Annotated in this window: 17 protein-coding genes; 6 read left to right on the top strand and 11 right to left on the bottom strand. The window is 35.6% G+C overall.

Going from position 1 to position 21,883, the window contains the following annotated elements:
* The 7 genes from QNJ50_RS15740 to QNJ50_RS15710 all read right to left on the bottom strand — a co-directional run.
* A partial coding sequence (locus QNJ50_RS15740; RefSeq protein WP_300636827.1) for a flavodoxin-dependent (E)-4-hydroxy-3-methylbut-2-enyl-diphosphate synthase occupies nucleotides 1-437 on the bottom strand: 437 nt, incomplete at its 3' end.
* A 938-nt stretch (nucleotides 438-1,375) separates the two neighbouring features.
* Complete coding sequence (locus QNJ50_RS15735) at nucleotides 1,376-2,770, bottom strand: PP2C family protein-serine/threonine phosphatase (protein ID WP_300636831.1); 1,395 nt, start codon at nucleotides 2,768-2,770, stop codon at nucleotides 1,376-1,378.
* Between the two features lie 983 nt (nucleotides 2,771-3,753).
* Nucleotides 3,754-5,664, bottom strand: coding sequence for a signal recognition particle-docking protein FtsY (gene ftsY, locus QNJ50_RS15730; protein ID WP_300636825.1), 1,911 nt, complete (start codon nucleotides 5,662-5,664; stop codon nucleotides 3,754-3,756).
* 286 nt (nucleotides 5,665-5,950) lie between these two features.
* Nucleotides 5,951-6,607, bottom strand: coding sequence for a transcription antitermination factor NusB (nusB, locus tag QNJ50_RS15725; RefSeq protein ID WP_300636823.1), 657 nt, complete (start codon nucleotides 6,605-6,607; stop codon nucleotides 5,951-5,953).
* 114 nt (nucleotides 6,608-6,721) lie between these two features.
* The gene (locus tag QNJ50_RS15720) at nucleotides 6,722-7,450 is read right to left on the bottom strand and encodes a DUF502 domain-containing protein (RefSeq protein ID WP_300636821.1); all 729 of its coding nucleotides are present in this window, start codon (nucleotides 7,448-7,450) and stop codon (nucleotides 6,722-6,724) included.
* 595 nt (nucleotides 7,451-8,045) lie between these two features.
* Nucleotides 8,046-8,990, bottom strand: a complete 945-nt coding sequence (locus tag QNJ50_RS15715) for a glycosyltransferase family 2 protein (RefSeq protein ID WP_300636819.1) — start codon at nucleotides 8,988-8,990, stop codon at nucleotides 8,046-8,048.
* Between the two features lie 168 nt (nucleotides 8,991-9,158).
* Nucleotides 9,159-10,004: an HpsJ family protein gene (locus tag QNJ50_RS15710; protein WP_300636817.1), complete on the bottom strand. Its 846-nt coding sequence runs from the start codon at nucleotides 10,002-10,004 to the stop codon at nucleotides 9,159-9,161.
* A 674-nt stretch (nucleotides 10,005-10,678) separates the two neighbouring features.
* On the opposite strand from QNJ50_RS15710, the gene psbP reads away from it, so the two are divergent.
* Together psbP and QNJ50_RS15700 are read left to right on the top strand one after the other, a co-directional pair.
* Nucleotides 10,679-11,224, top strand: coding sequence for a photosystem II reaction center PsbP (gene psbP, locus QNJ50_RS15705; RefSeq protein WP_300636815.1), 546 nt, complete (start codon nucleotides 10,679-10,681; stop codon nucleotides 11,222-11,224).
* A gap of 59 nt (nucleotides 11,225-11,283) precedes the next feature.
* Entirely contained in the window at nucleotides 11,284-11,874 is a 591-nt protein-coding gene (locus tag QNJ50_RS15700; RefSeq protein WP_300636813.1) for a Maf family protein, read from the top strand.
* 314 nt (nucleotides 11,875-12,188) lie between these two features.
* Here QNJ50_RS15700 and QNJ50_RS15695 read toward each other — a convergent pair whose 3' ends face one another.
* Nucleotides 12,189-12,494 (bottom strand): DUF4090 family protein, encoded by a 306-nt coding sequence (locus tag QNJ50_RS15695; protein WP_300636811.1) that lies wholly within the window; start codon nucleotides 12,492-12,494, stop codon nucleotides 12,189-12,191.
* Between the two features lie 157 nt (nucleotides 12,495-12,651).
* On the opposite strand from QNJ50_RS15695, the gene QNJ50_RS15690 reads away from it, so the two are divergent.
* Nucleotides 12,652-12,789, top strand: a complete 138-nt coding sequence (locus QNJ50_RS15690; protein ID WP_300636809.1) for a hypothetical protein — start codon at nucleotides 12,652-12,654, stop codon at nucleotides 12,787-12,789.
* Nucleotides 12,790-13,045: 256 nt separating this feature from the next.
* Here QNJ50_RS15690 and QNJ50_RS15685 read toward each other — a convergent pair whose 3' ends face one another.
* From QNJ50_RS15685 to QNJ50_RS15675, 3 genes are all read right to left on the bottom strand, one after another.
* Nucleotides 13,046-14,377, bottom strand: coding sequence for an ATP-binding protein (locus QNJ50_RS15685; RefSeq protein ID WP_300636807.1), 1,332 nt, complete (start codon nucleotides 14,375-14,377; stop codon nucleotides 13,046-13,048).
* A gap of 165 nt (nucleotides 14,378-14,542) precedes the next feature.
* Entirely contained in the window at nucleotides 14,543-15,862 is a 1,320-nt protein-coding gene (locus tag QNJ50_RS15680) for a tellurite resistance TerB C-terminal domain-containing protein (protein WP_300636805.1), read from the bottom strand.
* 176 nt (nucleotides 15,863-16,038) lie between these two features.
* Nucleotides 16,039-17,406, bottom strand: a complete 1,368-nt coding sequence (locus QNJ50_RS15675; RefSeq protein WP_300636804.1) for an ATP-binding protein — start codon at nucleotides 17,404-17,406, stop codon at nucleotides 16,039-16,041.
* Between the two features lie 88 nt (nucleotides 17,407-17,494).
* Between QNJ50_RS15675 and QNJ50_RS15670 the strand changes: the two genes are divergently transcribed.
* The 3 genes from QNJ50_RS15670 to QNJ50_RS15660 all read left to right on the top strand — a co-directional run bounded on the left by QNJ50_RS15670 (nucleotide 17,495) and on the right by QNJ50_RS15660 (nucleotide 21,678).
* Nucleotides 17,495-17,803 (top strand): TMEM14 family protein, encoded by a 309-nt coding sequence (locus tag QNJ50_RS15670; protein ID WP_300636802.1) that lies wholly within the window; start codon nucleotides 17,495-17,497, stop codon nucleotides 17,801-17,803.
* Between the two features lie 1,456 nt (nucleotides 17,804-19,259).
* Complete coding sequence (locus tag QNJ50_RS15665) at nucleotides 19,260-20,498, top strand: aminoglycoside phosphotransferase family protein (RefSeq protein ID WP_300636800.1); 1,239 nt, start codon at nucleotides 19,260-19,262, stop codon at nucleotides 20,496-20,498.
* 109 nt (nucleotides 20,499-20,607) lie between these two features.
* On the top strand, nucleotides 20,608-21,678 hold the full coding sequence (locus QNJ50_RS15660; RefSeq protein WP_300636829.1) for a T3SS effector HopA1 family protein: 1,071 nt from the start codon (nucleotides 20,608-20,610) through the stop codon (nucleotides 21,676-21,678).
* Nucleotides 21,679-21,883 lie beyond the last annotated feature (205 nt).

Here is a 21,883-nt window from a genome sequence, read left to right as displayed (position 1 = left end):
TATTCAGTTCTATTTGCGTCTGGTTTTTCAAACACATATAAACCTGGATTAATCCGTACTTTCTCTATATGTTTGGCAACTTCCAAAGCAATTTTCATCCCATTGTGGTGTATATCAGCCACAAGGGGGACATCTCTGTAAGTCTTGATTAATTTTTGTTTAATTTCCGCTAAAGCTTTAGCATGAGCAATGCTAGGTACAGTAACGCGGACAATCTCACAGCCAATTTCATGTAAGCGACGAATTGCTGCAACAGAAGCATCAATATCGAGGGTATCTTCATTGATCATTGACTGTACTACCACTGGGTGAGAGCCACCAATGGTCACATCTCCTACCTTAACTGGGCGAGTTTTTCGCCGTTTGATAGTAGTGTCGATGTTGGGTTGGTTAAATGTGTTATTTGAGGTTGTTGTTGGTGTTGCCAGCGTTTGCATAACCTATGTAGGTGAATTTTGTAGCGAAAATATCAAATTTGAGAGTTCTCTGTTTTTCAGAGTGCCACACTTAGGGAAATTTTGCTTCACTTAGGCAAAAAAAAATAAAAAAAAAGACAAAAATCTCGAGAAATATTTGCCCTTTAGTTGAAAATACGAGTTCTAAATAAAAAGTAACTAATGTTACTTTTAGTGGTTGTGTCTACTAGTATAAATACAATAATGCGAGGATATAAAATTGATAAATAATATACTATCTAAGTACTTGGGTAGTTATATTGTTTATTGCTTTACTTGTATTAATATACTTAATATTGCTTATATAGTTTTACAAGCTTATGATTTGTATCTCCTGATATGTAAAGAATTAATTGTTTAAGTAAGAGAAATTTAATCTTATTAAAACCAAAATGACCACAAACTCACTTAAATTAAGAATCACAGATAGTATAAAAAACAGATTAAATTTTATACAAGTAAATATAATTAAATCAAAATTAGTGTTACTTGGCTCATGAATATTAATAACTTACTTGTTTTATACAAAGAAAAAATCAACTCTTATTTTCAATTTAGCGAGTGTTTTTTCGAATTATTATCTGTAGTAATAAATTAAATAAATTAAACTACAAATCAAATAAGTTAAACTACCTTTATGATTTAAAGGATAATAAATTTATATTATTCATATATGTAGCAGAATTATGCGCTGTAGCACACCACTGCGCTAACAGGACAGACTAGACTGCCCATGTCCTATGGAGGTTAACACAGCACGATAGAATAGCTTTACACCTGGGTTTTAGCTTTTTAGCCGTACTTTACTGACTTGCAATCCGCTATATTCTTTATGAAATTTTTGTCCCTTGAGTGCTGAAAAGCTATATTTTTTGAGTAAGTAATAAACTTAATTTCTATGGAGGCGATTACACTACTTACTACTCTTCCAACTTGAGTACAACCAAAGTCATGTCATCTGTGTTGGGTTTATCTGTACCCATAAACTCATATACTTGGGCAAATACATAATCCAAAATATCTTGTGGATTACTAAATTTTCTACAAGCAGTTGATAAAGATAAAATCAAATTTTCCTCATCAAAGCGATCACCGCTACTATCCGCAGCATCAGTAAAACCATCGGTATAGTAGATAATTGTATCTCCTGCTTCTAAGGTCGCTTGAGCATCTTCGTACTCACTATTCGCATCCAACCCAATAAGCATACCAATAGTATCTAACCGAGTAATTGTCTTAGTTGCTGCATGCCACCAATAAGGCGGATTGTGAGCAGCATTACTAAAAGATAAAACTCGAGTATTGGGGTCATACTCTGAGTAAAACATTGTTACAAAGCGGTTAGAGGTTTCTAAATCCGCGTACATTACCCGATTTAAATTTTGTAAAATTCTCGCGGGTGAGTGACCATTTAAAACTTCTCCCCGCAACATTCCCCGCATCATAGTCATGATTAATCCTGCGGGAACACCTTTTCCCATCACATCACCAATGACTAAACCCCAACGACCATTAACAGAAACACTGTGAGCGTGGGGTTGAATTTGCTTGTGACTAGTAGGAATAAAGTCGTAATAGTCTCCACCTACACGATTTGCTGGCTTACAACGAGCAGCTAAGCTCACTCCGGGGATAGTCGGAAATTGACGTGGTAAAAGTCGCCTTTGAATTTCTGCGCCAATCTCTAATTCTTGATCCAGACGTTCTTTCTTTCTCAGTTCTACTCCCAATTCATCATTCTCAATCGCAACTGCAGTCTGATCGGCAACTAAACGCACTAACTTCTGCCTAGTTTCTGTCCAAGTATATTCTCGATCACGACTCAGCACATATAACCATCCCCGCTCAGTGTGCTTAACCAAAATCGCGGTGCCAAAAATCTGAATATCTGGTCCTAAATAGCGATGCATGCGATCGTCCAAAATGCCTGTAGCTGTTGCAATTGGAGGAGAACTGGGTGCTAAAGTGATTTCGCTACTGGCGTTTTCTAATGCTTTACGAATATTTTTTCTTTGGCGGCTATCTTGCCAGTGCAACTGTTCTAGTCTTACTTGACCGTTGGGTTTATAAAGAAATAAGGCACTACCATCAGCATCAGTTACCCTTGTTGCCATCAATGGGATTAATTCTAGGAATTGATTTAAATTATTGAAGCTTCTAAGAGCAAAACCCAATGAACTTAACAAATCTTGAATCTTATTTTGCTCTCGATGCAATCGTGCCACAAGTTCTTTAAGCGCAACAACTGGAGTGACGTCAGTTGCAGCACTACCATTATTTTCACTGGATGGAAAAGGTGATTGAGACACGGGCAGTAATATGACTTCAAAAGCGGGATATCTATAACTGAAATTACTTGTACGTTATCTTATAAATCGATGACTAAACTACATTGATGTGGGAACTGCTAGTTTAGCTTCTTCTGAAAGAAATAATAGATAAACTTTATAAGTATTTCATTTTTGTTGCTGAATTCTATCTCCACTGACATTAAAATTCGAGTGTTTACACTTGTTAATCAGTTTGAGTAAAATCAAAATAATTTTTCAAAGCTTAACCCATCAAGATTGTAATATTTTCATAATTTTGGTTACTAAATCATATACCTGAAGATACAAAAGTCATTTTTTATTTTCCTAATTCCCATTGAGTGGATAATACCGAATATCCCTTAGATAAACTTCCTCAAAAATGTACGCATAAGTAATTCTGCTACAATTTATAATTTTTCAACTGTTGATACTCTGTAAAAATTAGGCATTATTCAGAACAATATTTCAGTTCTAAATATTTAGGAATTCTACCACCTCTTGCTTACAAATCAAGCAGATATTCACACATATAACCAAAATTAAAATGATGAAAATATATACGACTAGGTAGAATTGAAAAATCTGAACAAAGCATAACCTAAAAGTTTTCACAACACAACAGAAATCTTGTCGTTTTCATTAAAATGTCACATAACTACTCAGTAATTTTTCGCTGTAGAATTTACTGAAACTCTCACATCAACTTGGATTAATATGGAAAAATTAGCAACTACAAGTCTTGTGGGTAATATGCAAATTTTACAAATTATAAAAATTCCTGAGCGTATGATAAACAATATATGAAAGCTGTTGGAACTGATTGACTTACAAAAGCCAAATTTTAACAAATTAGGATCGTTAGTACCAAATAATATTTACGTCAGGGCTTGTACTATTTGACACATTTTTTTGCAATTAGATAATTAAAAAATATTGGTCTAAGATACAGCACAAGCCCTAATTTTTTTAGTAACTAATAGAGTTGCTCAACTACTCAATAATGCTTCAACAAACTCATAGCTAGAGAAAGGACGTAAATCTTCAATACCTTCTCCTGCACCAATAAAACGAATTGGTAAACCTAACTGTTTGACCACAGCCAAAGCAACTCCACCTTTAGCTGTCCCGTCAAGTTTAGTTAGAACAACACCACTGAGTTTAGCTGATTGGGAAAATACTTGGGCTTGGCGCAAACCATTTTGTCCCAAGGTTGCATCAAGCACTAACAATGATTCTACTCGAGCATCGGCAGCTTTCTTGTCAATAATCCGCCGGATTTTGCTGAGTTCTTCCATCAAATTTTTCTTGTTTTGTAATCTTCCCGCAGTATCTATTAAAAGTAGTTCTGTTCCTCGGGCTTGAGCGGCTGAAATTGCATCAAAAACTACCGCTGCAGGATCAGTATTTTTGCCTTTATTAGCAATTACTTCAACTCCACTTCTTTCTCCCCAAACCTTTACCTGTTCTACTGCTGCTGCACGGAATGTGTCCGCAGCACCAATTAAGCATTTATAACCGGATTTTTGGGCAAGATGAGAAATTTTACCTATAGTTGTGGTTTTTCCTGCACCATTAACCCCATTTACCAACCAGATATTGAAAGAATCTTTATCAGGTGCAAAAACCGACCGATCGGAATTTTTCAATGGTGTGTCAAGCATATCTCGAAGAATTTCTTTGAGATAAGCAATTGCTTTTTCTGGTGGAAGAGTTTCTTGACGAAGTTTTTCTTGCAGAGAATTAACAATGAAATCAGTAGCTTCTACACCAACATCTGCTTGTAGAAGTAGTGCTTCAATTTCTTCTACCCCTGCTTGGTTGAGAGGTCCTTGACCGACAATTGCACGGAGTTGGTTAAGAATTCCTCGTCGTGTTTTTCCTAAACCCTGACGCAATTTTTTCAGCCATGTAATTTCTTCGACAGAAATATCTTCAGGACGCCGACCTTGGGCTGCTAAAATTTCTGCTGACCATAAGAATCCCTCATCAAACTCCACTCCAGGAATTGCTGAAGAATCAATATTGGAACCGGCGTCGGTACTTATTTGACTCGCTACTCCCTCTGTCTCTGGTTCAGAAGTTTCAATTGCATTGGCGATTAATCTTTCTTGCTTAGCTTTTCTCTCTGCAGCCGCTCGCTCTAAAAAAGATAGATTTGCTTGAGGTCGGTCGCTACTATTGGCTGTAACAGAGATTTTTTCTTGGTCTGATGTTTCCTCCACATCAGTTTTTACTTCTTGAGCAGCGTGAAATGTTGTATTACTTTCAGAAGCAGTACTTTCATTAATATTACTTTCTTGTTCAGTAACACTATTTTCAGCAATGGTACTTTCCAGAACAGTACTTTCAACAGGTGTATTAGATAACTCTTGAGTACTTTCTGAAACTATTGTTTTCCTAGTTTGTTCGACCTCAATTACTGATGTTTCTTTTTCAGTGTCTGTTGTACTAGATGATTCTTCAGTACTTTCTAAAACTACAGTATTGCGATCACTAGCTTCTTCAGTAGCTGATTCTTTTGTTTTTGACTCTGTTGTAACAGGTAATTCTTGAGTAGTTTCTGAAGCTATGATATCGCTATTGCTGGTTTCTTCTTGAGCGACAGATTCTTCTGTTTGTGTTTTTGTTTCTGGAGAAGTTTCTCTTACTTCTTGAGTTTCTTGAGACGGTAATTCCTGAGTTTGCTGTTTTTCCTGAATATTTTTGTAAGCAGCCTTCGCCCACACCAAATAATCAACTGCTTCATCTGAAGAATTTTCTGTTTCTGTAATAGGTGACGTTTTTGAGGATGAAGTACTTGTATCTTCTTCCTTCGCGCTAATTTTTTCTTCTTTTTTTTCGTCAGAAGTTGTTTTAGATGAATCGTTATATTGACGACGAAACCAATTAAAAACCATTGCTGTTAGTAATATTAGTTATTTTAACTCCACACTAACAAGAGAGTTACCATGCTTAAAACAAGTACCAAGGTCTAAATTCTGTTTTTTACTCCTCATTGACCCAAACAATCATCTGCAAAAAGTTTACTTATTAAATTCATCTACTACTTTAGCGTTTTTGTACTTCGTCCTTCTCAAAACAAGAATCAAATTCTTAAAAACATCTCCAAAACAGAAGTTTTTATCCTTATAGAGCTTTTCAATTTCTAAGGTTTACCCGAATCGATACCTAAATACCAATTTTTTATTTTTGTTCTGTTTGTTGTTCTGTGACTCGACGGAGTACACCGTTAATAAAACGGTGACCATCCTCGCCACTATAACGCTTAGCCAGTTCTACTGCTTCATTGATTGCAATTCTGTTTTCCAGTCCTAAAAACACCATTTCTGCCACAGCGATTCGCAAAATATCTCGATCTATTTGAGCAAGGCGATTGACTTGCCAGTCTACTAATGCTTCAGAAATGACTTGATCGAGATGTTTTTGCTCACTATTTGCTATTTTGACAATTTCAATCGCATATCTTGCAACTTCTCGATCTTGGTTCGCCAATTGAATCAATTCTGGGAAGTCTACCGCCGCACCCAGTTGGTTGATTGCGGTTTGGGTATGCGTGATCGCCTCCCTAACCATAGTCCGAGAATTATTGAGGTCACTAGCACGAGTTTGACTACTCAAAAGTCGATCATTACCGCGCTGCAACTGTCCCGCAGCATTATCTAAAGTATCTTGAACTTCTGAAGTCAGCGTTCTCACGGCTGCTAGCAATAATTTAGGTAGTTGAACCTCAGTCAGTTTATTGGGGTTAGTTGGCAGTTGACTAAGACTTAGCAAGGCTAATTCACGGGCAATTTGGCGAGGTTTTCGAGAACCTTTATGAGGAGATTTTTGGGCTTCCATAACTGTCAAAGAGGGGTGAAGAATAAGAAATTTAGATCTATTGGCTCAAATTAATAGCTCGAAATTATTAGCTCAAACTGTATCGAGTAGATACCGTATCAACTGTAAATCTCCTCAAGTTTCTTCCACTGGCGTTATTTGCCGCTTGAAGGTAGGAGGGAAAACTTCGAGTTTGCGCTCCTTATCCTTAGATAACTTGAGGGGCGGCAACAGGGTATTAGGAGCTACGATACCACCAGAAACTAAAATCTTAAAGGCATCCTCTATGGAAATAGATAGATTAACTACTTCGTCTTCTGGAACGACTGCATACCAACCAGTTGTTGGGTTAGGAGTCGTAGGAATGAAAACACTGAGCATCGGTTTCTTCATTTTACTTTGAATATCACTGCTAATTACTGCTGTGACAAAACCTATTGCCCATATTCCTTGACGGGGATATTCAACTAAAATCACCCGACTAAATTTACCTTTAGAATCTTTGAGTAATGTTTCTAAAAGCTGTTTGAGTGTTTTGTATACTTGCCCTGCTAATGGGATAGCTTGTAAAATACGCTCGCCAACATCTAACAACCAACGCCCAACTATATTTCTAGCCATTAAACCAATCAAAAGTATGCTTAGTAATGGCACCATTAGCCCCACCACCAAGTTTAATAGGTTTACTAAGATTGGATTCATCCCATCAAAGGGATTTAGTTGTTTGGGAATTTTAGTTAGAAAATCTATTGTCCAACTAGCGATTGTAATTGTTAGCCAAATAGTTGTTGCTAAGGGAATAATTACCAACAAACCAGCTATTAAGTCATTTTTTAAGCTTTGTTTCCAGCGTTCGGTTACCAAGCTATTGCTCTCCTTTTTTTGCTTAGTGGAACCTTGTGTCTTGGTGATGCTATTAGCAGAAAAGACACGAAATTGATGTTGCAATTTATAGACATCATATTTGACGCGTAGTCACTCAGATTTTGGATATCGCAACAAAAATATTTTTTATTTTTTCTTTTCCCTTGTTCTCCTCATATCCAATATTTTCTGATATCTCAACCAATCGTCGCAAAATCGGTAAGACCTCAAGAAATATTGGAAAGTGAAGGTAAGGGAAAAATTCACCCGTATTTAATTAACAAGAACGTAAGAAATATTTACTAACTCATAGGCATACAAAAATTGATCGGGATCCCGATCCAGTGATTTGTAGGGCTGTTACTTTATATGTTTAAGACTTGTAAACGATTGTTGCAAGTCATTCAGATTATTACTAATATTACCGCGCTCAGCAAAAAGCTGCTCATAATTCCCCAAAGCTGCGAAATAAGTAAATATCTTTAGATGCCATAATGTATCCCTTATCCAGAGACAAACTGGACAAAAAATTATGTGAAGACTATTAATTTATGTTAACAAGATCTTTAATACTTGGTAATAATTTCTAGTTTTTTCAAGGATTTTTGAGAGCATGGTGAATTTTACTAATTCCATCCAGAGACAATCTTGAATTCAAAGATGGTTGGGAAAGATGTTTTAATTCCCAAATTTTAAGTACGATTAGATACTCATAAAATGCTTGTAAGGTGCACCATGCTAAGCCTGGGCGTCCGTCCCAGCACCCACCCAATATGAAATACATGTAAAAGAAGCGAATTAAGGGTCTAGCAGGAAGACGCAAAGATAAATCTTTCAGAGCCCGACGACGTTCTACTTCCGAACGTCCAAAAAACAAATCTTGCCAATTAATTTTACCGTTATGTAATTGATGTAACGTTTCTTGGGCTTCATCTGAGGAATAACGATTGTGTTTATCAATCCAACGACTCAAACCTTTCCCACAGGTATAGTGGGGATAAGTTTCTCTGAGAAAACCTGTAGCACCTTCACAAACTTCCCGTTCTGTATGACCATAGTCATCAAACCAAACTTGACCGTGTTTTAACAGGCGTAATTGATAGCGTGGATACTGGGTAGAGTGACGAATCCAACGATCCATGAACATTACGCGTTCGGCAACATAGTATCCAACACATTCAGAATTTTGAACTTCAGAATTTTGAACTTCAGGATTGTGAACTTCAGAATTTTGAGCTTTAGAATTTTGAATTACCTCTTTGCATTCAGCGAATAACTCCGGTGTCATGCGTTCATCTGCTTCAAGAATGTAAACCCATTCATGTTTTGGAGGTATATAATTTAACATCCAAGTGCGCTGGCGTCCGTGACTTTCAAACTGATGTGTGACAACTCTTACGGGATAAGAATTGGCTATTTCAACCGTGCGATCGCTACTACATGAGTCAACAACAATAATGTCGTCTGAAAGCATTGCTGACTCAATACAAGCTGCAATATCCAGTTCTTCGTTGTATGTCAATATGTAAATTGAAATCATAAGCGGCAATATTTAAAATTATTTTTATAAATTGATTTTAAAGAAATTGAAAAAAATTATTCAAAATTTGAGAAGTCTAAAATTTGGGAAGTCTAAAGTTTGAGGACAGCGTGAGAATTAGTTGGAAACTAATTTCTCTTACTGCCTCACACCAATAAATTAATTCAACTAAGCAGTGGTGGCTTTACGTGAATTACCTCGTAAAGTACCCATATTTCTCAGACCAGTCCAACCGATAATAATGTAACCAATTGCCAACAATAAACTACTAATGCCAATTCGCACTCCAGAACGCCACGCTCCATCTCTTTCACGCTTCGCAGCTTCTTCTTTGCGTTCGTTAATTTGACTTAATTGCTGCTTTGCTAAAGCTTGAGGGTCAATTTGTTGCGCAACTAATTTGTCTATATCTTTAGGATTAGCTTTAGCTTTGTTCAGTAATTCTTTAAGGTTTGAATTTAGGGCTGGATTTGCTAGCGCTTCATTATACTTCTTTTCGTCCTTTAATAATTCAGTAATTTGAGCTTTTAGCTGCTTACGTCTATTTTCTAGTACAGCTTTACCCTGTTCGCTGTTCAATTGGGCTTCTAACTGGGAAGCTTGACGACTTAACTGTGTTTGGGCTTGCTCTGCTTGCTTATTAATTTGCTCTACTCGTTGAGTGCTAGCTTGACGAACATTATTGAGGTGTAATGGAAAAATTAGCAAAAACATTAACCCTAAAATACTGGAAAGTATCAATGCTGGCATTCTTAAATCAATACCGGAATTTCCAGAATTATCATTAGCAAAACTATCAGCCCAGTAGCCACTGAATAACATACCTAATCCCACTATAGGTACAATTCCTCGGTCAACCAGTGCTGTTGCTAAGCTAATTTGCCAAGTTCTATCCGTTGGCTGAAAGGGAAGTAGCAAAATAATAAAATCAATTAGAAAAGACAAAATCAAAATTATTCCAACTACTTTGAGTGTGCGACCTGCATTCATCGCAGCAAATGATGTATTCACCATAGTTTGTTTGTTTTGTAGTAATTAAATTGATTGCTCAATATCAACTTGCTGGAAGATTATTTTCACAACCTTAACTTTTATTTATTTTCCTTCGTTGGAATTTAAAGCAGGCAGTGAATTTTTAACTTTTTGTCAGAACCTAGCTCAAGGTAACATCTAGCACCACTGATGTCTTCAGAAATATCCCGTTCCATATAAAACTATTTCAGTCAACAACCAAAATACTTAGAACTTTAGCTTACCTAATTAATTTAGGTAAATCATCAATTAATACTAGCAAAACACTTTACTCGTAATGGTATGGAGTATGTAATATTACTCACATCTTGTTCTGAAAACCAATATTTAAGTAAATCTGCCATTTTAGATTAGTACGCCGTTATGTATTTTCTGAATGATATAAATCAGTTTTTTGCGGTGTCTGTGGCAATATTTTTAATCGCTAAAATTTTGAATCTCTAGAATCCTAAACGCTTGTGAGAATTTTATTTGTGGTTGATTTAATACAGGTTTGCTCAAATTTACAAATATAGATAGACCCTGAAATTAGCAAATATGACTTAAATTCAGTCTTATACAGTTTGTATTCACCGAAAATTACTTCTTGATGGGACAATAAGAAATGTGAATACTCCGGTAGAACGCTTGCTCCAGACCCAAAGGAAGGTATAGAAATGTGGAAAAAATTTTTACTTTTATTTTTGATAACACTGAGTTTTTTTATTACAAATGTTGATATTGCAGCAGCAGCTGGTCTGAAAAGTTACGTAAATACCGACAAAGGATATCAGTTCTTATATCCCAACGGCTGGGTACAAGTAAAAGTTTCTGGTGGACCAGATGTGGTTTTCCACGACATCATTGAAACTACGGAAAACGTTTCAGTTATTGTTAGCCCTGCTCCTTCCAATAAGACTCTTACAGAATTAGGTACTCCTACGGAAGTAGGGTATAAATTGGGTAAAAATGCTTTAGCCCCTGAAGGTAGTGGACGAAAAGCAGAGTTAGTTGATGCTCGCGAACGGCAAGTCGAAGATAAAACTTACTATATGTTGGAATATGTCGTAAAGCTGCCAAACAATAAGAAAAGACATAATCTTGCCAGTGTTGCACTTCGCCGTGGTAAAGTATTTACCCTAAACGCATCAGTCTCTCAAAGACGTTGGCCAAAAGTCAAAAGACTGATTGAAGATACTGTTTTATCCTTCTCTGTTTATTAACCAAAACTTAAGTTAATGTTCTTTTGTTAGCTTGATTTTTCTGCCACAAGCAAAGTCTCATGGAAATTCCCAAATTTGTATTGGCTTCAGCTTCACCAGCACGCCGTCGATTGCTACAAACTGTTGGTATAGAACCCAAGGTAGTACCCAGTGATTTTGATGAGTCACAAATCAAACTTAAAGATCCATCAGAACTAGTACAGAATTTAGCTTTGAGTAAAGCAAAAACTGTGAGTCATCAATTCCCATCTGCTTTAGTTATGGGTTGCGACTCTGTTTTACTAATTAATGGTCATATTCACGGAAAACCAAGAGATGAAGCCGAAGCATGCGATCGCTGGCAAGAAATGCAAGGGAATGTTGGCGATTTATTTACCGGTCATGCTTTGATTGATAATCTTCAAAATCGCTCTTTGGTAAAATGTCAAGTGACAAAAGTTTACTTTGCGCCAATGAGTAATGATGTCATTAAGGCATATGTTGCTACTGGCGAACCTCTCAAATGTGCTGGAAGTTTTGCTCTTGAAGGTAAGGGGGGATTGTTTGTAGAAAAAATTGAAGGTTGCCACAGTAATGTTATTGGTTTGAGTTTACCTTTACTGCGGCAAATGATTCTTGAATTAGGATACCAAGTCAACGACTTTTGGTAGTGATTTTTTTTGATTCCTCTATTTTCCTAAAATAGAAGTGTGAGTATTTGTTTCCCCGTGGAAACAATACAAAACTTATTTCTTTGTTGAAGACATACAAACTTAATTTTCTTGAGGGAATGTAACTTTATTCCCCTACGGGAAGTATCAATACCTATTCTCCTAGAGTAAGTATCAATACTTATTCCCCTACGGGAAGTATCAATATCTATTCCCCTACGGGAAGTATCAATATCTATTCCCCTACGGGAAGTATCAATATCTATTCCCCTACGGGAAGTATCAATATCTATTCCCCTACGGGGAAATAAAACTTACTTACCACCATAGAAAAAAGCTACTTCCTTTTCCTTGAGGGCTGTAAAACCAGCTTCGAGTAACATTCGATCTAGTTCTGCTTGAGGAATGTGCTTTGCGCCAATTCTAACAATACGCGAGCGCATGGTATTGGATACTCCGCTACGTTGTCTATTTGCCTCCAATCCCATAACTTGGTGATACAATTCTAATTTAGCTGGAGGAATTGGAGAACCATCTAAATCAACTCCTTTAGCAATTGCATTATCTACAGCATCCGCACCCTGAGTATTTGAATCAACCCGATCTGTTTCCGCAGTCATGGATCTCAAAAATAGTTTTCTCCACTAAATTTTACCAGCCCAAGGAGTACAGAAAAAACAAGTAAACATATACTAGCTTTACTTGAACGCCAAATTACAAAGTTCTTGACATTTATCTTCTATGTTGAAACTACGAAGCACTTAGGAGGTTGAAGGGATGAAAAATCCTAAATTTCGACTCTATGGTTTAGTTGCAGTTGCAGTCATAGCAAACACGGTAGTCATGGGTATGATTCTTGGTGTGGCTGTAGTCAATGAAGTCCAATTTATCAATCAGATGGAACTAGGAAATTAAATTAACATTACAACTCGAACACAAATTGAAAATTATTTGTGAAAAGCTATCCTGATTTAGTGTAGATAAAGTCGGTATTTATCCATACTCAATTTAATGATTTATCTTTGGGGAATATTTTACATGTTTACCCATAAGCATCAAACTTTAAGTAAGATTAATACAGTATTGAACCTATTTAAAGGATGCTGTACGAACAGAATAAATACCAAAAACTACAACTTTTAATACATTTCGGTTTGTAAATAAATTTTGTTCACAAACTAAACTCAGCTACATCATCTTCCGCGTCTGAGATCATGTTTTTCTGAACTGCTGTTGGTTTAAAATCATAACCATGAATTAATTGAGTAAAAGAAATCTGGGGATTTTGATAAATTATATTCAGTATGGCAATAAAGTCTCTGACGATTTCACCTGGCGTAAGTAATGCATCGGCACCCAAGCGACTAATAATTTCTTGAATAAATTCTTGTAAATCTTTATTTTTCAATTGACTCTGATAATTAAAATTAGCAGAGTGAATATCAGTTAATATTTGTAAAAGTGTTAGTATTTCCTCTTCTTTCAGGGGATTTAGGCGGATAACAGGTCCCAAATACTCACTTACACCAGCTTGCGTTGCAAAGCGACTTTCTTTAGTGCGCCTGCGCCAAGCAGAATCAGCAAATAGCCCGCGATTGCGATCTTCTAAAAATTTTGTAGTACCACCAATCATAATACCTAGGTTTTCGGCTTTGCATTGCACGGTATCGTTAAACATTGCCAGCAACCTATTATAATTTTTTTCTCTGGTAACTGTTGTGGATATTTGAGATAAATGGACTGCTTCATCTAGCAAAACAATAAGTCCTTTATAACCAATTTCAGCAACAAATTTAGCTAATAATTTTATATAGTCGTACCAACTGTTATCATCAATAATTACTCTTACTCCCAAAGCTACTTTCGCTTCTATTTTTGTAGAGAATTCACCCCTTAACCAGCGAAGTGAAGCATTTTTTAGATCTTCATCATCATTACAATATCCTCGCCAATAAGCAATAATGACATTTCCAAAATCAAATCCGTGAACTAAATCTTCAATGTAGTTGATTACTTCTCTGATTTTTACTTCAATTTGACGGTCGAAATCTTCATCATTAGGTTGCATTCCTGTTTCTTTAACTACTTCTTGTTGAATTTTATTAATCCAACCTTCTAAAATCGAGACTAAAGCACCACCGTCAGGACGAGTTTTGGTTGCTAGATGACTCATTAATTCCCGATATGTTGCTAAACCTTGATTATTAGTTCCAGCGAGTCGACGCTCTGAAGATAAGTCAGCATCAGCTACTACAAATCCTTGCTCCATCGCTTTATTTCGTATTAACTGAAGCATGAAGCTTTTACCAGAACCATAATTGCCAATAATAAAGCGAAATGCTGCAATACCTTCTGCAACATCATCGAGATTTTGTAAAAGGCTTTTGAGCTCTTGTTTTCTTCCTACTGCAATGTTTTCGATACCTAATCTGGGTACGACTCCAGCAGCCAGAGAGTTAATCAAACTCGCAGATACTTTTTTTGAGAGTTTCAACTTTGCCATTTAGTTCACCTCAGTTGGAAAAATATGCAGAGGCGTGCAGCCCATAATATTAATATCGCCCCATACTATAAGTATTGATTAGTATAGACAATATTATCGAGGGTTATTTTTGATGGGAAAATTTGATGATAATAATTGTGATGAGAGTAAGTAAATAGATTCTAGTTACTTAGAAGATCCCTGTTTGGCTAGCTTATGAGAATAAATTTCAATCATTGTTTGAACCTTTGCTAAATGCTCTTCACATATTCCTGGAAATTCCTTTCCTGGATCGATAATCAATTCACCAAGAGTGTCGCTCGCACGCTCATTTATTGAATCAATCAGCAAATTAGGCATAGTAATATTGCTCTGCGCAATATTTTTGACAATGGGATTTGGGTTTTCTTCTTCTACTAATGCTTGCAATACTTGAACCTCATGCTCGGGAAGTTGTTCTAAAAGAATTTTCCATTCTTGTGGTAGCTCAGTAGAAACGTCATTTTCTTTGTCTAGTTCTGCAGTTTCTAATGGATCTAGCAGGTCAGCAAAGGGAAAAGGTTCTAAATCTTGTTCTTCTAGGTCTTGTTCTTCTAGGCCTGGATCGAGCAAATGATTTGAGTTGATATTTTCCATTTGCTGCAATAAGTCGTAAATTTGATCCTGCAAAATATCATGCTCGTCTTGTAGAAGGGATACCTGTCCTTTTAACTGTGACAATTCGACTTGCTTAGTATCAACCTCTTCTCTTAAACTACCCAGTTTATCTTCAAGACTTTGCTGCTCGGAAATTTTTGCACTTATTATTTCGTTTTTTTTGCACTCTACAACTTCTAATTCCTGCAAATTAATACGCAGGTCATATAACTTTTCTTCTAATTGTGGCTTTACTCGATTGAGCAAAGTTAAATTATTCTCTAATTCTTTTTTGTCCTGTTCGAGTTGCTCGATTTGATTTTTTACTTTAATAAATTCTGAACGCGATACATTACAGTTAATTTCCAAACGACGACTTTCTGCAGTTATTTTAGAAAAATATTTTTCTAATTCTTCTTTACTTTTTTCTAGGTTCTCAAGTTCTGTTTTTAGTTGCAGTATTCCTGTTTCTGCTTGTTTTTTTTGCCCAGCATAGGTACTTAATTCACGATCAATGCTATCTCGTTGATGGCGATATTCCGTTACTTGATTTTGTAATTGTTTAGATTCTGAATAAAGTAGCGAACGATGTTTTTCTAAACTATTAATTTCAACAACCATCCGCGATTTTATGTCTTCCATTTCCCTAAGTTGTCCATTTAGGGATTTTAAGGATTTTAAAATTATTGCATCGTGATGTTTTCGGCGCTGATGGGCGAACAGTACCGCCATATAAGTGGTTGGAATATAGAGTAGTGCAATGATAGCTGCACGTTTAAAACTACCAGTTAATGCAAAACTCAAACCAAAACTTATACCGAAGGCAACGATATTTATGATAAATCGATTACTTACCATTGCTACTTGCATGATACTAATAAAGAAGCATGACTAAATAAGTCACTCTATAATTTTTATGTAGTTTGATATTACATTAATATTTTTGAATCATTGTCACTGAAAACTGTAAAGCTTGGGTTTTATAGTAATTTAAATAGCTTACAATACTCAACAGTGAAAAATTGACTAACAAATTGCCAGTAATTTTATTCACTCACGGATACAGTCAAATCAGCACTTAGATAGTTTACGAATTGTTTGGCTGTGCGTCCGGAACGACCATTATGCCGAGTAGCCCATTGCAAAGCGCGAGCATCCAAATCTTCTTGGGTAAGATTTATATTAGCTTGCAAAGCCAACTGGCGAACAATTTTGAGATATGTATCCCGATCTGCAGGTTCAAAAGTTAAAGTTAAACCAAAGCGATCGCTAAATGAAAGCTTTTCTTGTACAGTATCCCAGGCATGTATCTCATCATTATTTCTCAGGGCTGGTCTATCGGCAAAAAATTCACGAATTAAGTGACGTCGATTGGAAGTGGCATAAACTACAACGTTTTGCGGTCTAGCAGTAATATTACCCTCTAAAACAACTTTTAGAGCCTTAAAAGCATCATCATCTTCTTCAAAGGAAAGGTCATCAACAAAAATAATGAACTTCTGAGATCGTCCTCTTAATTTTTCTACAATCTCAGGTAAGCTTTTTAAATCTAATCTACTAACTTCCAATAAACGTAATTCACGATGGACGTACTCGTTTAAAAGAGCTTTCACCAGGGAAGATTTTCCCGAGCCACGACTGCCGTATAGTAATATATTCAATGCGAAATGCCCTGATAGTAAGAATTCTGTATTCTTGAGCAAAGCATCTCGCTGGGTCTCATAACCAATCAATTCTTTGAGTGTAATCGTATCTGGATATCTAACACCAATAAACTGATTGTCATGCCATCGTAATGCTTGATATTTAGCAAATAAGCCAACACCAAAATCTTGGTAGTAATTAGCTAAAATAGATACAGCATTTTCCCAGTTATCCAGGGAAGATATTTTTGCAATCATTGCTGATTCTCTAGCCGTTGCTACCCTATCTTCAGAGGAGTACCACACTGTTAGTGAAATTGGGAGATGAGCTACAACTTGAACCCATTCACTTAAAACGGCACAATTACATTCATGTAAGCTTTGTAACGCTTGTAAATCTTTCCCTACAGCTGCAACTAAAGCCGAAGTTAAATTCTCCATATCTTTTTGTTGCGCTAGTTGGCTAAAGGGATTTTCATTCCTGATAATTTGTGTAATCAGATATTCTTCCCAGTTTTGATGTCTGGCAGCTAACAATTTAAAGAAATTGCCATAAGCTTGCAAACAAACTCGTGCATCGGCATCAGTGTAACGTATAGCCTGCAACAGGTCAAGAAAAGCTTCACCCACTTTACCTTGTAAGACTGATTGGTAAATTAAAAGAGAAGCAGCTTGGCGTTGAATAAACTGAATTCTGGAGTTGATTGAATTTTTTATCCGATCTATTTTTAATTTCCCTTCTGTGGAAGTAGGCATTGTTTCATTATTCATCAGTAGACTTGGGATTCAAGTAACCGCACTATCCTAAATTTTCTATCTGAGTCGGGCTTACACTTCATCTTCTACATAGGTTTTAACAATGACTATCAGTGTGTTCAGTATAATTTTATATGGCATCCTAGAAATTATAGGGGGTCTTATTGGTTATCAAAAAGCAGGTAGTAAAATTTCACTTATAAGTGGCGTCATCAGTGGATTATTATTACTTCTATCGGGTTTTGTGACATTGCAAGGTCAAAAATGGGGTTTGATTTTGGGTTTTGCTGTGGCAGGTATGTTAGTTATTGTATTTGCTGTGAGATTCGTAAAAACACGTAAATTTATGCCTGCAGGTTTAATGAGTATATTAGGCTTGGTGGTAATCTTTTCGATCCTTAAGAATTTTTGACATCTCCAGGTAAGCGATCGCGCCTCAAACTAATATTCTTTATTACTTGTTCTTTGATTGAATGTTTATGTATATTTGTACTATACAAAAAAATACTAAATTGTTGATGTAGTTTAGGACAAGTTGTATAGGTAGTAACAGACAAAATTGGTTTGATTCTCAAGTTCAGTAGATTTCTAAACGAATCCGAACTTATAGAAGCTCAATAGGATTATCTGGGTAAATCGGCAATCTACTAACAACCTTCAAATTTTACTTGTCGATGCTAGAACCCAATTCTGTAGGTAATTAAGGATTAACCTTGTGCACCTGAGAGCGATTTACAGCAAGAACAATGATGTAGCACAAGTCTTCAAATCTATCCTTAGGATTAGAATCGAAAAACATTCTTATTGACAAATACGTTCTTTAGTAATTGTGAAAATCGTATTCTAAACAACCTGATGTTTATACCAGGACTAAAAAATACACGACACTAAATTTTGTTTTTGTCACGTCTCAAGTTTGTCACCTTTGTAGGTGTACACTATTTGTAATGCTTTCGCAGACAAAAATCAGACCTAAATTGCAAAAGACTGCTGAGTATAAGATAGACTTCATAACTTAGCCATTAACCAAATAATAAATTGATGAGATTTGACTAAATATTTAGAACGTCTTTCCATCAATTAAGGATTATTCGCAAATAATGTATCCCCAATCATCAGAATATGGTGTTGAACAATATAAATTTATATTGATTTGTTCGGGAAGTACTTAGTAGTAAATATTTATTGCTAATAATCTATTTTTTTACTGTATATTTAGTCTATAAAGATAATTCTCTGAGCCTATAAAAAAAAGATGTAATTTTTTTAAGATGCGTGCAAGAATAAAATATGTTCCTTACGATACATGTATCCATTTTGAGAATTGTTTATATTTGTTTCCACAACTACCCTAAATCATAGGTTTATCATGTTTGTGAGGTGAATAACAGTTATTACTTGCCTAGGTTGATGTATAGTAAAAAACAGAATGTTCTAAGAAATGGAGACATAGTAATTACAGAAAAATAATTGCATAGTTACAATTGTTAACTGAGAACTTTTGTACTTTATTTCTGTAATTTGATAGGACAAAATACTTAAATTATCGGTTACAAACTATAAATAAAATGATTTTCTTTAATGGTTTGATTAAAATATATAATTTTCTATATATACGTAAGTAATTGGTTTAAAGAATTTAAAGATTCAGTAGTTAAATATTAATTACATTTAAAATGATGATAAAAAAACATGGAGTTAAACTGGCATTTTGGCAGCTTTATTTTAGAAATATGGGATATTAATAGATCCTGCTCGTAATTGTCGATTTTGACTTGAAAATGCTCTTAACTTAAACAAGCATTGTTCAAGTAAATACTGAAGAACCGTAAATTTTTTCCACAGTCTTAAGGATTAGGACATATTACATGGTATTTTCATTGTCTTCTCATAACGTTATCCAGTACCTGCATGATGCGGGTCTGTGTAGCTCAGAAGATGGCGCATCTGCTGATTCTGAATTACCACAGAGTAGCAAGAAGAATTTGAATTTACTTGTGAAGCTGGCTTCCAATTGTAAGTTACTTGTGAAACAGGAACGTTGTACCCAAGGTTTTGGGAGTCAGGAAGAATTTTTCAATGAGTGGCTGTTTCATGAATTGCTCAATTCATTTCCAATTTTAAAAAATATTTCCGCGATCGAATCCCTGGTTGTGCACTTTGATGAAGATGATTCTATTCTTGTCCGTCGCTACTTAAGCGAATATTTTGAACTGGATAACTTTTACCGCGAAAATGGTATTTTCCCTGAAGAAATTGCAACTGCAATTGGTAAAGTTTTAGGGAGATTACATTGTGCTACTTTCAATCGTCGTGAATATAGAGACTTTATCGCAACAGCACCAACAGGTGGAATTCGCTATCAGTATTACAATCCAGCCCAAGGTATTGAAGGAGTAGGACCAGAAATTTTTACAAAAGTTCCAAAAGAGGCGCTTGTCTTTTATGAACTCTACCAGCATTATGACGATCTGGAATCTGAAATTGCTGGTTTAGCAAATAGTTGGAATCCTTCATGCTTGATCCATAATGACTTAAAACTAGAAAATATATTGCTGCATTCTCAATGGGAGCAACAAGATAAAAACTTGGTGCGATTCATTGACTGGGAAGCATACTGCTGGGGAGATCCAGCCTTCGAACTGGGAACAACAATTGCAAGTTACCTAAAAATTTGGTTGGAAAGTTTGGTAGTAGATCCAAGCATAAGTCTGGAAGAATCTTTTCAACTAGCAATGGTTCCTTTAGAAGCTATTCAAGCTTCAATTTTGGCTCTCACTCGCTCCTATCTTAAAACTTTCCCCAAAATCCTAGAATATCATCAAGAATTTATCTTGCAAGTTGTTCAGTTTGCGGGGCTTGTACTTATTAAAGACATTGAAAAACAAATAGACACAAATAAATCTTTTGATAACATTGGTTTGTGTACCTTGGAAGTTGCCAGAAAGATGCTGACAATGCCACAAATATCTGTGATGACTGTATTCGGCGTCAATGAATCAGAAATTATTAAACATATAAAGAAACTGCAAGTACTTCCTATAAATAAAAAAGAAAATAATTTACTTCCGATTTTTTACGAAAAAACACGTTTACGTGGTTGCTGAGAATAAAGGGTAAGAGAAAAAATTAGGGCATCCAATAGAAGTGGTGTAATATTTTTCTTATGTTTTGCTCTATTTTTGTAGGGAAGTATAGAAAAAATCGCTCGCAATGATGATAGACACTTCAGATATTTCACTACCTAAATATTTGCTTGATATTGCTAGTGATATCCAGATAGAAGCTAACTTTTGCATTCGTCATTGTGGTTATGAACCCTTCATTCTACCGCCAACAGTAGCAAAACGTTTCAAACAACTTTCCTTCGCTCTCCAGAATAAATATCTGGCATTATTGTTGCGAAATTTATTATATGGAATTTATTATAATCACTCTTTAAATAATGTTTTAGCTGTTCGTAAAGATAAATTTATACTCAATACAAACTTAGAATTAGATTGTGGTTTTGATGTAGATTGGGATTTTTACGAGCGATTAGACCAAAGTAATTGCGGAACTGGATATTTTGATTCTGATTGGCAAGTTTTGAAGCGGGAACCAGATGGTAGCTTGGCATTAGCTAAGGACAGTTTAACTTTATATGTGGAGTATTACCATCATTCTGACCCACCAATAGAAGATGCAAAAACTGGCGAACTAATATCAATATTAATGCCAAATCATCAGCTACAAAACGGCGTTTACATCGCCATTGGTAATGCTGGTAATATACAGCATGATAAAGACATTGGATTAATATGTTTTAATATTAGCTCTGCTGGTGCTATTGCTGTGATGGATAGCTTGACCCTAGGGTTAAATAATTTAGAAATCCCCTTCAATTTTCAGGTATTACATAATCCTAATTTTTATCAACGCTTTGACTCTGGGATACTTTATTTTGAACGGAAAGATTATCTTGGGTTAAAAAATGTTTTGGAAACTGTTTACCTAGAAAATCAGTCCTATTTTGAGCAAGAAGTTCCTTTATTTACCAAATTGTTAGCACCAGGATTGAGTATAGCGGAAGAACCAAATCAAAAATTTGCCCCTCAAGAAAGTTTTGGAATAAACCGCTGTCAAATTGTTGCTAATGCACTTTTAGATGCTTGGCGACAGGGAGAAAATTCTCCACAGAAGAGAGTATATTTTATATATCAGCATTTTAAAGAGGTGGGAATTAGTTTAGATTATCCTTACTTAAATCCTGATTCTAAAGATATTTATCAAATGCTAAATTTGTGAATAGAATTCACAAATAGTAATGTAGCAGAATTATGCGTTGTAGGTGCAGTCGGTCTATTATGTCCCACGGACGACTACGTACTTAGCTTAGCCAAAAGCTGCGTGCGCTATCTACGGAGCGGCTAATTTACGGATATGCTAATGAATTTTCCATCATGCCACACCATATGGGTCATACTAAAGAAGTAATTTTAATTTATTAGTA

The sequence above is a fragment of the Mastigocoleus sp. MO_188.B34 genome, assembly GCF_030065675.1.
Classification (GTDB): Bacteria; Cyanobacteriota; Cyanobacteriia; order Cyanobacteriales; family Nostocaceae; genus Mastigocoleus.
Note: the sequence above shows the minus strand (reverse complement) of the source record. Positions and strands in the feature narration are given on the sequence as shown.